This window comes from Catellatospora coxensis, from assembly GCF_016862635.1.
Classification (GTDB): domain Bacteria; phylum Actinomycetota; class Actinomycetes; order Mycobacteriales; family Micromonosporaceae; genus Catellatospora; species Catellatospora coxensis.
In genome coordinates this window covers 66778-81421 of the sequence record NZ_BONI01000027.1, presented here as the reverse complement: position 1 = coordinate 81421, position 14644 = coordinate 66778, and the positions used below count along the sequence as shown (strand labels likewise).

Below are 14644 nucleotides of genomic sequence, written 5' to 3'. Positions count from 1 at the left end.
TGTCAGCCGTGCGACGTAACGTGGTGTCCTATGCGGACCCCCTCTCTCCGCGACAGCCGAACCCGTGGCGGCGACGCCTGCCATGCGTCGAACTTCGCGCCATCCCCGCGCCATGCCGGTGAACACCCGCCCGGAGCGCAGGCCGGTCCCGTCCACCTGTGCGGGACGTGGCTCGCGATCCGCACCACCGACCAGGCGGCCGTGCTGGCCGAACTCGACCTGTCCGACCCGCGGCCGGTCTCCACGGACCAGGGCGAGGCCGCCTGGAACCGCGACCGCCACAGCTGGGACCTGCCCGCCGACGACCACCGCTCGCACGGGCGCGTCTACGTCACTCCGGTCATCGACGGCTGGACTCTGGTGTTCGGCACGTCACCCGACCTGGCCCACGCCGACCCGGCCGACCGCGGCGTCTGGGCCGGCCGCGCGCAGGACCTGTGCGCGCGGCTCAGCGCCCGGTTCGGTGCGGCCCACCTCTACGGGATGAGCTGCGGCGACTCGTGGACCATGTGGTGCCTGGCCGAGGCCGGCCGGGTGCGCCGCTACTACGAGGTCGAGCCAGGCGAGCGGCTCGGCGAGCACCCCGCCGAGGACGGCTACCGGCTGCCCGACGACGACGAAGGGCTGCCCGCCGACGCGTACGACGGGATCGACCAGGCCGACGTCGACGCCGTGCTGGCGCGCCGGGCCGAGCTGTACGAACGGCTCGCGCTGCCGGAGGTGTGCTACGCCACCGACATCGCGGCGCTCACCTCCGTCGACCCGAGCACGTTCGGCCCGTCCACGGCGGTGTCCGGGCAGGCCGTGCTCGCGCTGACCGCCTGCGGTCGCGAGCACGGCATCGCGCCCGCATGAACGGAGACACACCGAGGCCGTGCGTGAGACTGGGCGACCCGGCCCCGTGCGTGTACCGTCTCCGCCCGTGATCACGTCCGACGAGGTGCTGGCGCAGCTGGACCGCGCCGCGAAAGGGTTCGACTTCCCGGACCCCGAGCACGGCTACTACTACGCGATCGACGGCCGCGTGCACGCGTTCCGCGACGACAAGCGCTGGGCGCTGGTGATCGAGCTCGTCGGGTACAACCCGCGCGCCGGCAACGTCATCGACCTGCTGCACTGCTTCGGCAACTGCCTCACCGAGGGCGAGCCCGGCTACGGCCACGGCGATTTCCTGGCCCGCGTGGACAACATGCACCAGCTCGAGGACCACGCGCACAGCACGCGGCTGCGCGGCGGCCACCCGTCGGTCGTGGTCCGCGGACAGGCCCTCGACGTGGACGGCATCGAGGGCGAGCCGCTGTGGGACGTGTTCCGCCGGCTCGTGCCCGAGCACCGTGACCTGCTGCTGGCCGACGACGACGAGCTGCGCCACCGGCTGCCCGCCGACCTGCCCCGCATCCTGGTCCTGGAGCAGTGGTGGCACCGCGAGCCGGACCGCCACGACCAGCTGCCCAGCCAGACCGAGACGTTCCAGCAGCTGGCTTCGGTGCTCGCCACCGGCGACCTGGACGCCTACCGGCCCACGCACGAGCCGAACACCCACTGGTCGAACTGGCCGGAGTCCGGCTGGCTCTGACCGCCGTCACGGCGGCCGGCGTCGTCCGGTCATCGGACGATTCCACCGGTGATCTCGATTGCGCGTTTGTTCATCGGCGATACAAAATGCGGCACGTGATCCGCAAACCCGGCCCGTGGCCGTCGCTCCTGCTGCTCAGCGCCGCCGTGTTCATCTCGGTGACCACCGAACTCACCCCGACCGGCCTGCTGCTCGGCATGAGCCGCGACCTGGCGGTGTCGGAGTCCCAGCTCGGCCTGCTGGTCACCGGGTACGCGCTGATGGTCGCGCTGTTCGCGGCCCCGCTGGGCACGCTGACCGCCCGGATGCCGCGCAAGACGCTGCTGGTCGCCTCGCTGGCCGCGTACACGGCCAGCAACGCGGTCATGGTGGTCGCCCCGAACTACCCGGTGGCGTTCGGGGCGCGGCTGCTCGGCGGGATCACCCACGGCCTTTTCTGGGCGGTGGTCACCGGGTTCGCGGCGCGGCTGGTCACCCCGGACCGGATCGGGCGGGCGGTCACCGTCGTCTCGTCGGGCGGCAGCATGGCGGTCCTGATCGGCCTGCCCGCCGGGACCAGCCTCGGCACCGCGGTCGGCTGGCGGGCCACGTTCGCCGGGCTGACCGCCGTGGCGGTGGCGCTGACGCTGCTGGCGTGGTGGCTGCTGCCCGAGGTGCCCGGCAGCACCGCCGCGGTGCGCTCCCGGATGCTCGACGTGCTGCGGGTGCCGAACTTCGCGCCGATCGTCGCCATGACCGCGGTGACCATGCTGGGCACCTACATGATGATCACGTACACCGCGCCGCTGCTGCAGCGCGCCGGGATCAGCGAGGACGGGATCGCGCCGGTGCTGCTCGCCAACGGGCTGGCCGGCACACTGATGCTGCCGGTCGCCGGGTGGGTCGCCGACCGGCGGCTGCGGACCGGCATCGTCACGGCGGTCGGTGTGCTGCTCGCCGGGCTGGTGCTGCTCTGGCTGAACGGCACCGCGGCCTGGGCGGCGGTGACCGCGGTGATCGTGTTCGGATGCGGCATGGGCCTGCTGCCGATCCTCATGCAGGCGGCCACGCTGCTGGTCGCGCCCGACCACACCGAGCAGGCCTCCGGCATCAACGCCAGCGCGTACAACGCCGGGGTCGCGGCCGGGGCGCTCACCGGCGCGTTCGCGCTGGACGCGTGGGGGCTGGCGGCGATCCCGCCGATCGGCGCGCTGCTGGTCGCCGTCGGCATGGCACTCTACCTGTCCGGCACCGCCCCGGCCCGGGTCCAACCGGAACGGACGTAGCCGCCGCGCCGCCGAGCCGGACCGGATCGACGCGGGCCACCGGCACCTGCGGATCTTGTTAACATCTGCCGGGTGAAGGAGACCCTGAAGTCGTACCTGCAGGAGGGGCGCGACGCGCTGCTCTGGAAGCTCAGCGGGCTCGGCGAGTACGACATCCGCCGGCCGCTCACCCCGACCGCGACCAACCTGCTCGGGCTGGTGAAACACACCGCCGCCGTCGAGTCGGAGTACCTCGGCCTCGTGTTCGGCCGGCCGTTCCCGGAGCCGATCCCATGCCTCGCCGCCGACGCCGAGGCCAACGCCGACATGTGGGCCACCCCCGAGGAGACCCGCGAACACCACGTCGAGCTGTACCAGCGCGTCTGGGCGCACTCCGACGCCACGATCGACGCGCTCGACCTCGACGCGCCGGGCACGGTGCCGTGGTGGCGGCCGGGCAACCGCGAGGTGACGCTGCACCAGATCCTGATCCACGTGATCGCCGAGACGCACCGGCACGCCGGGCAGGCCGACATCGTCCGGGAGTCGGTCGACGGCGCCGCGGGCCTGTCCGAGGGCGGCTCCAACCTGCCCGAGACCGACCCGCAATGGTGGGCCGCCTACCGGGAGCGGGTCGAGCGGGCCGCGCTCACTCACCGGGACGTCACCGGGTCGTGACTCTCCAGGGCGACGGGCGGCGTCGAGCTTCGGCCACGTATCCAGCCGGCACGCCGACCGGATCGGCCGGTCAGCGATCATCCCCGGTTTGCACCATTTAGGCTCGCAGCATGGGCGCCTGGATCAAGGATCACCTGAGTCTGGTGATCGCGATCGCGGTCGGCGTCACCGTCCTGACGAAGATCTGGTCGGTAGCCCACGGCAACGAATACACGATGGCGGCACTGTTCACCTCGCAGGGCGGGCTCAACGTCACGATCGCCGCGCTGGTGGCAGGGCTGCCGTCGCTCGGCTACCTGCCCATGGTGTTGACCTATCCCGCGCTGATCGCGGCCGCCTGGGCAGGGCACAGCCTGCGCGGCCCCGTCATCGCCGCCGTGATCGCGTCGATCCTCGCCTTCGCCACGATCCCGACCGGCTACCTGCTGATCTACCTGGTGGTGGCGGTCGCGAGCATCGGGTCGAGCTTCCTCATCGTATGGATACGCAGGCGACTGCTCGCCAAGGGCCGCGACCCGGGAGAACTGCCGTTCGTCCTGCGCGAGCCGAAGTCGGCGCACAATACGCCGCTCGCCGTCGGGCTCGCCGTGTTCGGGCTGCTCGGCTGGCTCTGGGTCGCCACCCGCGACACGCCGTGGATCCCGGTGGAGCGCATCACCCAGTCCACATCGGGTCCGGTCGTCGGATACATCCTCGACGAGGACGGCGCATGGTTCACCGTCATGCTCGAAGACGACCGGCGGGTGGTGAACATTCCCTCCGCGCAGGTCTCGCAGCGGCAGCCGTGCTCGCGCGGCGACGAACGGACCCCCTTGGTCATGCTGGTGTGGCCCGAGCCGGCCGCGTATCCGGACTGCTGACGGGCGAAGACCCGGTTCGAGGTGGCGATTTCCCGGCGAGCTTAGACTTGGCGGGTGCCGATCATCCTGTCCCTGCTGGAAACGGTGCGCTGGGACGGCGAGCCGGTGCAGGGCGAGCGGCCGCAGGCGCTGCTCGCCGCGCTCGCCGCCGCCGGGCGCACGGTCGGCTCCACCCGGCTCGTCGACCTCATCTGGGACGAGGACGTCCCCGCCAATCCGCTCAAGGCGCTGCAGGTGCTGGTCTCCCGGACCAGGACCGCGCACGGCCCGGACTCGGTGGTCCGCGACGGCGACGGCTACCGCCTGGGCGTCGACCGGGCGCAGGTGGACACCCAGCTGCTCGCCGACCGGCTCGCCGCGGCCCGGGCCGTGTTCGAGTCCGACCCGGCACGCGCGGCCGACCTGGCCGCCGAAGCCGTCGCGCTCGGCCCCGTCGCCGCCGGAGACGGACCCGGCCCGCTCGCCGCCCTGCGGCGCGCGGCCGAACACGACCTCGACCAGGCCCGGCTGCTGTCGGCCCGGGCCAAGGTCAGGCTCGGTGAGCACACCGACGCGCTGCCGACCCTGACCGAGGCGTGGGGCGTCGATCCCGCCGACGAAGGCCTGCTCGCGGACCTGCTGCGGGGTGAGGCGGCGGTCCGCGGCGCCGGTGCCGCGTTGAGCCGGTACGAGGCATACCGCGCCGACCTGCGTGACCGCGTCGGCGCCGACCCCGGCCCCGAGCTGCGCCGGGTCCACCGCGAGCTGCTCGTCCAGGACAGCCCGGTCCGGGCGGGCCTGCGCTACGAGGCGACCGCGCTGCTCGGCCGGGCAGGCGACATCCGCCGGTTGCAGGCACTGCTGGCCGCGTACCGGGTGGTGTCCATCGTCGGGCCGGGCGGGCTGGGCAAGACCAGGCTGGCCCACGTGCTCGGCCGCGAGCACCCGGCCCCGGTGGTGCACTTCGTCGAGCTCGTCGGCGTCACCGCACCCGACGACCTGGTCGGCGAGATCGGGTCGGCGCTGGGCGTACGGGACTCGGTCAGCGGCCGGCGCACCCTCACCCCCGAGCAGCGCGCCGACGTGCGCGCCCGCATCGCGGGCTACCTCGACCAGGCGCCGAGCCTGCTGATCCTGGACAACTGCGAGCACATCGTCGACGCCGTCGCCGACTTCGTCGCCTACCTCGCCGCCACCACCCGCGAGCTGCGCGTGCTCACCACGACCCGGGCGCCGCTGGCCATCGCCGCCGAGCACGTCTACCCGCTGGCCGAGCTGGACACCGCCGACGCGGCCGAGCTGTTCCGCCGGCGGGCCCTGGCGGCGCGGCCGGACGTGCACCTCGACGGCACCGACCCGGTGGTGGCCGAGATCGTCGAGCGGCTCGACGGGCTCCCGCTCGCCATCGAGCTCGCGGCCGCGAAGGTGCGCGTGATGGCCGTCGCCGACATCGCCCGCCGCCTGGAGAACCGGTTCGCGCTGCTGCGCGGCGGGGACCGCAGCGCACCCGACCGGCACCAGACCCTGCTGGCCGTCATCGACTGGTCGTGGAACCTGCTCGCCGAACGCGAACGCCGGGCGCTGCGCTGGCTGTCGGTGTTCCACGACGGGTTCACCCTCGCCGCCGCCGAGGCGGTGCTCGGCGACGACGCGCTCGCCGCGGTCCAGGACCTGGCCGACCAGTCCCTGCTGACCGTCGTGGAGACCGGACCGGGCGGCGTGCGCTACCGGATGCTGGAGACCGTGCGCGAGTTCGGCCGGATGCAGCTGGTCGACGCCGGTGAGGACGGCGCTGCCGAGCGGGCCCAGCGCGGCTGGGCGGTCGCCTTCTCCGCCCGGCACGCCCGTGCCCTGTTCAGCCCCAGGCAGTTCGACGTCGTCGACGAGATCCGCCCCGAGGAGACCAACCTCTCCGACGTGCTGCGCCGGACCTTCGCCGCGCCTGACCCGGCCGCGGCGGTGCAGATCCTCGCCGCGCTGGCCGGCTACTGGATCATCCTGGGTGAGCACCCCCGGCTGCTGGTCCTGATCGAAGCGGCCGCGCAGGTGGTCGACGGCTGGACGCCTCCGCCGGACCTCGCCGACGCCACCCGGGTGGCGATCTCGATGACCCTCAACGGCTCCCTGGTCGCCAACTCGCCCCATTCCGACCGGCTGCGGGAAACCTTGCGGGCGATCGGGCCGGGCACCGGCGACCCGTGGATCGCCGCCATGGTCACCATGCTGACCGACATCGACCCGCGGTCGGCCGACGGCTTCCTGCGGCAGCTGCGGGCGCACGCCGCCTCCGCGGACCGGGAGGTCGCCGCGCTGGCGTTGCCGTGGCTGAGCCAGGCCCTGGAGAACATGGGCGACCCGGACGCGGCCATGGACGCCGCCGAACGCGGGCTGCTGCTCGCCGACGAGACCGTCGGACCCTGGTCGCAGGCGATCATGCACACCATGGCCGCGCAGCTCGCGATGCAGCTCGGCCGGGCGAAGGAGGCCGCGGTCCACGCCCACGCCGCGCTGCCGGTGCTCGACCGGCTCGGCGCCCGCGACGACGCCATCCAGCTGCGGTCGATGCTCGCCCTCGTCATGATCTCCGACGGGGACATCGACGCCGCCGCCGCGCAGCTCGCCGACCTCGACGACGCGACGGAGTCCGATGTGCCGCTGGCCGGCCGGCTCGCCTTCGACCTGGGCAAGGCCGAGCTGGCGCTGGCCCGGGGCGAGGTCGAGGCCGGGCTGGCCGGTTACCGCGCGGCGTGTGTACGGGTGCGGGAGCTGCGGATCCCGGCCATCGCGGCGAGCGGGTTGGAGCCGTGGGTGCTGGTGGCCGAGGCGACGAGCCTGGCCGCGCACGCCTACTACGCCCCGGCCGGCGACCCGATCGGCGCGGCGCTGTTCACCCGGGCCCGTGACCAGGCGTTGCAGGTGCTCGACCCGGACCATCCGTACCTGGACTATCCGGTCTGCGGGCTGGTGCTGCTGGCGCTCGGCGGGTGGGGGCTGCTGCGTGACGCGCTGCCGGTCCCGGACGCGGTGCGGCTGATCGCGCTGGCGGACCGTTTCGCGTACAACCGGACCATGCCCACGCTGGCCTGGGAGCGGATCGCCGCCCAGGCCGAGGGGCGGGCACCCGGGCTGCTGGCCGAGCTGGCCGCCGAGTTCGGCGACCGGCGCGGCCCCGACCTGCTCGACGAGGCGCGGAGCCTGGTCGAGCGGATCGGGGCCCGCTGACCGCTACAGGTGGCGCTTGTAGCTGCGCACCGACAGCGGCGCGAAGATCGCGATGACCGCGGCACAGGCCACGAGCGCCCACCCGACGTGCCCGGTGACCTGGCCGTCGTTGGCCAGGTCGCGGGTGGCGGTGACCACGTACGAGACCGGGTTGACCTTCACGAACGCGGCGAGCCAGCCCGGCAGGGTCTCGACCGGGACCAGCGCGTTGGACATGAACGTCAGCGGGAACATGATCATCATGGAGATGCCCTGGACGCTCTGCGCGCTGCGGGCCAGCGTGCCGACCCAGGTGAACACCCAGGCCAGCGACCAGCCGGCGATCATCGTGAGCAGGATCGCCAGCACCACGCCGACCGCTCCGCCGCCGGGGCGGTAGCCCATCGCGATACCGGTGAGGAAGGTCAGCGTCGAGGCGATCGCGTACCGCAGCAGGTCGGCGACCATGGGCCCGGCCAGCGGCGCGATCCGGGCCATCGGCAGCGACTTGAACCGGTCGAACACCCCCTTCTCCATGTCCTCGCGCAGCTGCACGCCGGTGGCCATGCACGCCGTCAGCGCGGTCTGCGCCAGGATGCCCGGGATCACCAGCGGCAGGTACGCCTGCACGCTGCCGGACAGGCCGCCGCCGAGCAGGTACGCGAACATCGCCGTGAACAGCAGCGGCTGGATGGTGACGTCGAAGAACTGCTCCGGGTTGCGGCGCATCTTCTTCGTCGCCCGCCACGCCATCGACATCGTCTGGCCGACCGTCTCGCGCAGGCTGTTGTGCGACGTCGTACGGGTGGCGACGTCGTCGGGTGTCAGCCGCCGCGGGGCCACCGCCACCGGCTTGGTCATCTGCAGGGTCATCGGGCCGCCTCCAGCTGGCGCTCGTCCGCGTTCGCGGGCTGGTCGGGGCTGTCGCCGGTGTCATGCCCGGTGAGAGCCAGGAACACCTCGTCGAGGGTCGGCGCGTCGACGCTCACCGAGGTGATGCCGATGCCCGCCTCGCGCAGGCGGATGAGCACGTCGGCGGCCCGGTCCGCGGCGTCGAGCGCCACGTTCATCCGTCCCGACTCGGGGCTGAGCACCGGGTCCTCGCCGAGCAGCTGCCGTACGACCTCGGCCGCTGCCGCCTGGTCGGCGGCGTCGGTCAGCCGCAGCCGCAGCGTCGAGTTGCCCACGGACGCCTTCAGCTCGTCGGGGGTGCCCTCGGCGACCTTGCGGCCCCGGTCGATGACCGCGATCCGGTCGGCGAGCTGGTCGGCCTCGTCCAGGTACTGCGTGGTCAGCAGGACCGTGCAGCCCCCGGCGACCAGTTCGCGGATCGTGTCCCACATCTGTCCCCGGGTACGCGGGTCCAGGCCGGTGGTCGGCTCGTCCAGGAAGATCAGCGGCGGCCGGGTGATCAGGCTGGCGGCCAGGTCGAGCCGCCGCCGCATGCCACCGCTGAACTGGGAGATCGGCTTGTCCGCCGCCTCCTGGAGGCCGAACTGCTCCAGCAGCTGGGCGGCGGTGTTCCGGGCCGCCTTGCCGGCCACGCCCTGCAGCCGGCCGAACAGCCACAGGTTCTCGTTGGCGGTCAGGTTCTCGTCCACCGACGCGTACTGCCCGGTGACGCCGAGCAGCTGCCGGGTGCGGTGCGGGTCCCGGCGCACGTCCACGCCGAAGATCTCCGCCCGGCCCCCGTCGATGGGCAGCAGCGTGGCCAGCATCTTGAGCATGGTGGTCTTGCCGGCGCCGTTGGGGCCCAGCACGCCGTAGATCTCACCCTGGGCGACGTGCAGGTCGACCCCGTCGACGGCACGGAAGTCACCGAACGACTTCACCAGGCCTTCCGCGTGTACCGCGGGAATGTGATTCATCTTCGCTCCCTCGCGACCGGCGTCGGCCGGTCAGGAGACAGCATCCGCCGCGCCGGTTCCACCACGCCTTCGCCGCGGTTTCACGCCCGGACGGGCCGGTTTCTCCGCCGCCTTCGGCCGCTGGTCAGGCCTGTCCAGCCGGGGGAGTGGCGGTCGGCTCGCGGCCCGTTGCCGCCTTGCCCGGCCGGCGTACGGTCCGGCAGGACACGGCCGTCACGGCTACCCTCGGCCGATGACGCGACATCTGCTGGTGCCGGGGCGCGGGATTCCCAAGCCGGAGCACTGGCAACGACGCTGGGCCGACGCGCACCCCGAGTACCGGTGGGCACCCTACCCGCCGGGGCCGCCGTTGACGCTGGAGGAGCGGGTGGCCGCGCTGCACGAGGCGGTCATGGCCGACGACGAGCCCGCCGTGCTGATCGCGCACAGCGCCGGGTGCCTCACCACCGTGGTGTGGGCGGCTCGCCATGCCGGTCCGGTGCGTGCCGCGCTGCTGGTCACGCCGCCCTACCTCGACCCCGCATGGATACCGGGCCCGGATGACACGCCTGATTTCGTGTCAGTGGTGGTGCCGCGCGAGAAGCTGCCGTTCCGCACGGTCCTGGTGGCCAGCCGCACCGACCCGTACACGACGTTTCCGCAGTTCGAGCAGTACGCCGCCGACTGGGGCGCGGAACTGTACGACGCGGGCGACGCCGGCCACATCGAGACGGCCAGCGGTCACGGCCCCTGGCCGGACGGCGAACGGCTGGTCGCCGCCCTCGGCTGAGATCACAGCAGCCCTGCGGCCGGGTCGTCGGCCCACCGGGTCGCGCCTGGTGAGCCGACGGCATCATGCCGGTTCGGGGTGACCCTGTCCCGCTGCCCCGGTCGCAGCCTCGGCACCGGCCGCGAACTCGGCGGCCCGCTCGATGACGAGTTCCGGGCTGTGCACCTGCAGGTCGTGACCGGCCTCGGCGACGACGTCGGCGCGGGCGGCCGGCATCAGCGCCCGGATGCGGGCGGCCACCTGGGCCGCGTCGTACATCTGGCTGCGCCCGCCGAGCAGGGCGAGCGTTGGCACGGTGATCTGGCGCAGCTCGTCGTCGGTGAGCGGGGGCGGGGCGGGCAGCCGCCGCCGGAAGCCGGTCGAGGCCAGCGCCAGGCCCATGAGGTCGTCGTCGAGCAGGGTGGCGTTGCGCAGCCGGCGGGCCGCGCGATGGCGCAGCGGGCGGGGCGTGAGCCCGGCCAGCCCGCCGAGGATCACCCACAGGAGGAACCGTTTGGTGATCAGGCCGAATCCCGCCGGGTCCAGCAGCGTGATCGAGGCGGCCCGGCCCGGCGTGTGCAGCTGGTGCTGCAGGGCGATCCAGCCGCCGTACGAGCACCCGACGACGTGCACGCGGTCGACGTCCAGACCGGCGAGCACCTCGTCGAGCCAGCGGGCCAGATCACGGCCGTCGGCCAGCGGGCGGTCCTGTGTGGAGCAGCCGGGTTCGCCGACGGGGTCGATCGCGATGACCGGCCGTTCCGCTCCCCATCGCGCGACGTGCCGGTGCCACCCCAGCGCGTTGCCGCCCGCACCCGGTAGCAGCACGAAGGGGACACCGTCGGCCGGCCCGGTGCGGTACACCCGCGTGACGCCGAAGGACGTGGGCACGTCCAGGCGGCGGTGGTCAGCGGGCCAGACCTTGTCGAAGGTGCGCCCGTAGGCCGCCAGGAACCTGGAACGCGCCTTGTCGCCGGTGAACGCGCTGAGCCGTGCCTCGGTCATGGGTGCCTCCGATCCGCCGATTTTTGTGATACGACCGTATCATCAAACGCGTGTTGCATGATAGGCCGACGTGACACGACCGCCAGACCGGATGGAGCGCCGTGCCCAAGCGCGTGGACCACGACCTGCGCCGCCGCCAGATCGGTGAGGCCCTGCTGCGCATCGCCAGCACCAAGGGCCTGCAGGCGGCGAGCATGCGCGAGGTGGCCACCGAGGCGGGCGTATCCCTGCGCCTGGTCCAGTACTACTTCCACACCAAGCAGGAACTGCTGCTCGGCGCGCTCGCCTACCTCGGCGAGCAGCTCTCCGCCCGGGTCGAGGCGCACATCCGCGCCCTGGGCCTGCCGCCCACCCCGCGCAGCCTCGTCTACGGCACCCTCACCGCGATCCTGCCGACCGACGCCGAGAGCCGGCGGCTGACCAGGACCTACGCCGCGTACTACACCCTGGTGCTGGCCGAGCCCGCGCTCGCCGCCGACCACGGCGCGACCTACCCCGACCTGCTGGAACGTTTCCTAGCCGGGCACCTGCGCACCGCCCAGCAGGCAGGCCAGGTCGATCCCGGCCTCGACGCGCCGACGGCCGCCGCCGGGCTGCTGGCGCTCACCAACGGCCTCGGCTCCAGCGTGCTCGGCGGCCAGCGCGACGGCGACGCCGCGCTCGCGATCCTCATGTACCACCTCGACCGCCTGTTCGGCGGGCCCGCGTGAGACGGGCGGCGCGCGGGCCTACTCGTACTTGCCCGCCGGACGCTGGTGCCCACCGGGGACCTCGGAGCCGTCGCGGAAGGAGACCGTGGCATACCACGAGGTGGCCCAGACGGTGACGCAGCCCGGCTCATGGGCGACCTCGAACGGATGATCGTTCCAGTGCCCGTACGACGTGACCGTGAACGTCTCGCCCGGCTGCATCCAGTAGTCCTGCCCGGACGGTTCCAGGAACAGCTCCAGCAGCGTCTTGCCGGTGTTGTGCACCAGCATCGAGATCGGGTTTCCCAGCGCCGTGATGCCCTCGGGACTGTAATCGGTCACCTTGGGCATGTTCGTCAACAACGGTTCCATGATGTGGTCGATCGTCGGACGAGGCTGCTCGCCGGTGTCGCCGTTCCCGCTCATGGCGGCCATTCTGCCGCTGAGCGCGCGGATCCGTTGACCCCGCCGGCACCCGTTCGGGACGGCGCATCGGCGTTCGGCCCCACCGGGGCGGCATTCGGTAACGTGGCCGCGTGACGATCATCCTCGTGCCGTACCACCTCGACGAACGACTGCCCGATCACGACTTCCCGCTGCCGCCCGGCCACACGGTCCGGACGGTGACCGAACAGCTGCCCGACGGAGACGTCTGGGCCCGGCTCGGCCACCTCTACGAGCCGGTGGCCTGGCAGGTCGCGCACTGCGTGCAGACGGGCGACACCCCGGTGGTCGTGTCCGGCGACTGCACCGCGGCGCTGGGCACCATGGCGGGCCTCCAACAGGCGGGCGTGGACGCCGGCATCGTCTGGTTCGACGCGCACGGCGACGTGCAGACGCTGGAGACGACCGCGTCGGGCTACGTCGGCGGCATGCCGCTGCGGATCCTCGTCGGCTACCGGCCCGAGCTGATCTCGGACCGGCTCGGGCTGCGACCGCTGGCCGAGGACCGGGCGCTGCTCGTCGACGCCCGCGACCTGGACCAGCCGGAGGCCGACTACCTCGCCACCGCGGCCGTACGCCGCTGCGGCGTCGCCGACCTCGACGCGGCGCTGCTGCCGCCCGGGCCGCTGGTGCTGCACCTCGACCTCGACGTCATCGACGCCGCGGAACTGCCGGACCTGCGGTTCCCGGTGCCTGGAGGTCCCACCGCCGACGGTGTGCTGGCGGCGGCGCGCCGTGTCCTGGAGACCGGCCGGGTGGCCGCGATGGACATCGCCTGCACCTGGTATCCGGGCCGTCCTGACCCGGACGGCGTCCGCGCCCGCCTGCTCGCCGCGCTGATCGACGGGTGACCGCAGCCGCTTAGTGATCGGCCCGGTGGCCGCCCTTCACGTGGGCGGCCACCCGGGTTTGGCTCAGCCCTCGGTGAGCGCCGTGGGGGCGGGTGCCGGGTCCGTCTCGGGGTGCCTGCGCCGCCACGGCGTGAAGACGACGATGCCGACGCAGGCGGCGAGGCCGACCGCGATCACGCTCACGGCGAGCGGGTTTTCGACCTGGTTGGCCAGCGGATACATCAGGTCGGCGGCGAGCAGGACGCTGTCGGTGTCCGGGTCCGGCACCATGCTCAGCAGGTTGTCGACCGTGTTGGCCAGGCACGCGTAGAGGGCCGGCACTGCGAAGAGCAGGAACAGCATCCGGTCGCCGCGCGATGTCCGGGCGTAGCGGTGGGTCAGCCACGTCACCGCCGGCCAGGCCAGGATCAGCCCCAGGGCGAAGCCGACGACCACACCGGCCGGCACACCGCTCGGCTCGATCGGGTAGAAGTCCACGTTGATGATCTTCTGCTGGTCCCTCGCCCGGTCATCTGCCATCCGCAGCAGCACGCCGTCGCGGCTGGCCCAGAACACGCCGCAGCCGCAGTTCGCCGGCCTGGTGACGGCACCGGTTCGCCAGCCGTCGGCCTGCAGCCGCCGATGGGCGGCGTCGAGGACGCCACGGGTCGCGTCGACCCCCTCGTAGAGGCGGTTGTGGCCCGACGGCACGGGCCGCATCCCGGGCAGTTCCTCGGCCCCGAGCGTCTGGAACCGTCCGCCCGCCTGGTGGCCGTAGGCGATGCCGAGCAGGTCGCCGCCGCCGTGATCGACCCGGGCGGGCGGCTGCCCGACGAGCGCGTCGGCGAGCGCGGAGATCCGTGGATCGTCGATCGCGGCCGGAGCCGTCGACGAGGAGTCCCAGGCGACGTAAGCGCCGACCCCACCGAGCACGACAGCGGTCCACAGCGCCGCCACGCCTGCGGCGATCCTGCCGGCTGTGCCCGGGGGCGCCACGCGGAACCGGAGTCCGGACAGGACCAGGTGGGCCGCTTCGCCGATGGTGGCCCTGACCTGTCCCGGCTTGGCCGCGTCCAGCAGCGTGGTGAGGATCTCCAGCCCGCGCTCGCGGCGGTAGAACCCGGGGTAGGCGAGCAGCAGGCGGCGGTAGGAGCGTTCGAGCGCGGACTGCTCAGGCATGCCGCACCCCGACGACGAAGCCGAACGCCTCCCGCAGGCGGGCGGCGGCGACGGTCGCGTCCGACCGCATCCGCTCGACCGCGGCCTCCAGCGCCGCGCGGCCGTCGTCGGACAGCACGTAGTAGCGGCGCAGGCGCCCGGCCACGGCCTCCTCGCGCTCCACGGCGATCAGCCCGGCCGAGGTGAGCCGGTCCAGGGCGGCGTACAGCGTGCCGGCCTTGAGCGTGACCCGCCCGCCGGACAGCTCCTCCACGGCCTGCATGACGCCGTATCCGTGCAATGGGGACCGCACCAAGGCGGTCAGGATGAAGAACGTCGGTTCCTGCATCGTCATGCGAGCAAT

The 14644-nt window shown here is 73.0% G+C and carries 15 protein-coding genes; 9 read left to right on the top strand and 6 right to left on the bottom strand.

Annotation, left to right across the window (positions count from 1 at the left end):
* The first annotated feature begins 30 nt into the window (after positions 1-30).
* From Cco03nite_RS17530 to Cco03nite_RS17505, 6 genes are all read left to right on the top strand, one after another.
* The gene (locus Cco03nite_RS17530; RefSeq protein ID WP_203693178.1) at positions 31-855 is read left to right on the top strand and encodes a hypothetical protein; all 825 of its coding nucleotides are present in this window, start codon (positions 31-33) and stop codon (positions 853-855) included.
* A 67-nt stretch (positions 856-922) separates the two neighbouring features.
* Entirely contained in the window at positions 923-1576 is a 654-nt protein-coding gene (locus tag Cco03nite_RS17525; protein ID WP_239167447.1) for a DUF7003 family protein, read from the top strand.
* 95 nt (positions 1577-1671) lie between these two features.
* Positions 1672-2841: an MFS transporter gene (locus Cco03nite_RS17520; RefSeq protein WP_203693177.1), complete on the top strand. Its 1170-nt coding sequence runs from the start codon at positions 1672-1674 to the stop codon at positions 2839-2841.
* Positions 2842-2913: 72 nt separating this feature from the next.
* Positions 2914-3498, top strand: a complete 585-nt coding sequence (locus tag Cco03nite_RS17515) for a DinB family protein (protein ID WP_239167446.1) — start codon at positions 2914-2916, stop codon at positions 3496-3498.
* 110 nt (positions 3499-3608) lie between these two features.
* Positions 3609-4358 (top strand): hypothetical protein, encoded by a 750-nt coding sequence (locus Cco03nite_RS17510; RefSeq protein ID WP_203693176.1) that lies wholly within the window; start codon positions 3609-3611, stop codon positions 4356-4358.
* Positions 4359-4412: 54 nt separating this feature from the next.
* Positions 4413-7559, top strand: coding sequence for an AfsR/SARP family transcriptional regulator (locus Cco03nite_RS17505; protein WP_203693175.1), 3147 nt, complete (start codon positions 4413-4415; stop codon positions 7557-7559).
* Between the two features lie 3 nt (positions 7560-7562).
* Here Cco03nite_RS17505 and Cco03nite_RS17500 read toward each other — a convergent pair whose 3' ends face one another.
* Positions 7563-8411 carry an ABC transporter permease gene (locus tag Cco03nite_RS17500; RefSeq protein WP_203693174.1) on the bottom strand — a complete coding sequence of 283 codons (849 nt, stop codon included), beginning with the start codon at positions 8409-8411 and terminating at the stop codon, positions 7563-7565.
* Positions 8408-9406 carry an ATP-binding cassette domain-containing protein gene (locus Cco03nite_RS17495; protein WP_203693173.1) on the bottom strand — a complete coding sequence of 333 codons (999 nt, stop codon included), beginning with the start codon at positions 9404-9406 and terminating at the stop codon, positions 8408-8410. The genes Cco03nite_RS17500 and Cco03nite_RS17495 overlap by 4 nt, the downstream gene beginning before the upstream one ends.
* A 232-nt stretch (positions 9407-9638) precedes the next feature.
* Between Cco03nite_RS17495 and Cco03nite_RS17490 the strand changes: the two genes are divergently transcribed.
* Positions 9639-10175: an RBBP9/YdeN family alpha/beta hydrolase gene (locus tag Cco03nite_RS17490; protein WP_203693172.1), complete on the top strand. Its 537-nt coding sequence runs from the start codon at positions 9639-9641 to the stop codon at positions 10173-10175.
* A gap of 63 nt (positions 10176-10238) precedes the next feature.
* Here Cco03nite_RS17490 and Cco03nite_RS17485 read toward each other — a convergent pair whose 3' ends face one another.
* A complete protein-coding gene (locus tag Cco03nite_RS17485; RefSeq protein ID WP_203693171.1) occupies positions 10239-11159 on the bottom strand; it encodes an alpha/beta fold hydrolase in 921 nt (306 codons plus the stop codon).
* A 101-nt stretch (positions 11160-11260) separates the two neighbouring features.
* Between Cco03nite_RS17485 and Cco03nite_RS17480 the strand changes: the two genes are divergently transcribed.
* On the top strand, positions 11261-11869 hold the full coding sequence (locus Cco03nite_RS17480; RefSeq protein ID WP_203693170.1) for a TetR/AcrR family transcriptional regulator: 609 nt from the start codon (positions 11261-11263) through the stop codon (positions 11867-11869).
* Between the two features lie 18 nt (positions 11870-11887).
* On the opposite strand, the gene Cco03nite_RS17475 is transcribed toward Cco03nite_RS17480, so the two are convergent.
* Positions 11888-12190, bottom strand: a complete 303-nt coding sequence (locus Cco03nite_RS17475) for a hypothetical protein (RefSeq protein ID WP_203693169.1) — start codon at positions 12188-12190, stop codon at positions 11888-11890.
* Positions 12191-12384: 194 nt separating this feature from the next.
* On the opposite strand from Cco03nite_RS17475, the gene Cco03nite_RS17470 reads away from it, so the two are divergent.
* The gene (locus tag Cco03nite_RS17470) at positions 12385-13143 is read left to right on the top strand and encodes an arginase family protein (protein WP_203693168.1); all 759 of its coding nucleotides are present in this window, start codon (positions 12385-12387) and stop codon (positions 13141-13143) included.
* 63 nt (positions 13144-13206) lie between these two features.
* Here the strand turns inward: Cco03nite_RS17470 and Cco03nite_RS17465 are convergent, their stop codons facing one another.
* Positions 13207-14301, bottom strand: a complete 1095-nt coding sequence (locus Cco03nite_RS17465; protein ID WP_203693167.1) for a hypothetical protein — start codon at positions 14299-14301, stop codon at positions 13207-13209.
* Complete coding sequence (locus Cco03nite_RS17460; RefSeq protein ID WP_203693202.1) at positions 14294-14629, bottom strand: PadR family transcriptional regulator; 336 nt, start codon at positions 14627-14629, stop codon at positions 14294-14296. The genes Cco03nite_RS17465 and Cco03nite_RS17460 overlap by 8 nt, the downstream gene beginning before the upstream one ends.
* Positions 14630-14644 lie beyond the last annotated feature (15 nt).

Excerpts from the sequence above, each read along its gene's own strand:
- Cco03nite_RS17530 (WP_203693178.1), top strand. The coding sequence starts at position 31 with ATGCGGACCCCCTCTCTCCGCGACAGCCGAACCCGTGGCGGCGACGCC.
- Cco03nite_RS17465 (WP_203693167.1), bottom strand. The coding sequence starts at position 14,301 with ATGCCTGAGCAGTCCGCGCTCGAACGCTCCTACCGCCGCCTGCTGCTC.
- Cco03nite_RS17460 (WP_203693202.1), bottom strand. The coding sequence starts at position 14,629 with ATGCAGGAACCGACGTTCTTCATCCTGACCGCCTTGGTGCGGTCCCCA.
- Cco03nite_RS17495 (WP_203693173.1), bottom strand. The coding sequence starts at position 9,406 with ATGAATCACATTCCCGCGGTACACGCGGAAGGCCTGGTGAAGTCGTTC.
- Cco03nite_RS17510 (WP_203693176.1), top strand. The coding sequence starts at position 3,609 with ATGGGCGCCTGGATCAAGGATCACCTGAGTCTGGTGATCGCGATCGCG.
- Cco03nite_RS17490 (WP_203693172.1), top strand. The coding sequence starts at position 9,639 with ATGACGCGACATCTGCTGGTGCCGGGGCGCGGGATTCCCAAGCCGGAG.
- Cco03nite_RS17500 (WP_203693174.1), bottom strand. The coding sequence starts at position 8,411 with ATGACCCTGCAGATGACCAAGCCGGTGGCGGTGGCCCCGCGGCGGCTG.
- Cco03nite_RS17485 (WP_203693171.1), bottom strand. The coding sequence starts at position 11,159 with ATGACCGAGGCACGGCTCAGCGCGTTCACCGGCGACAAGGCGCGTTCC.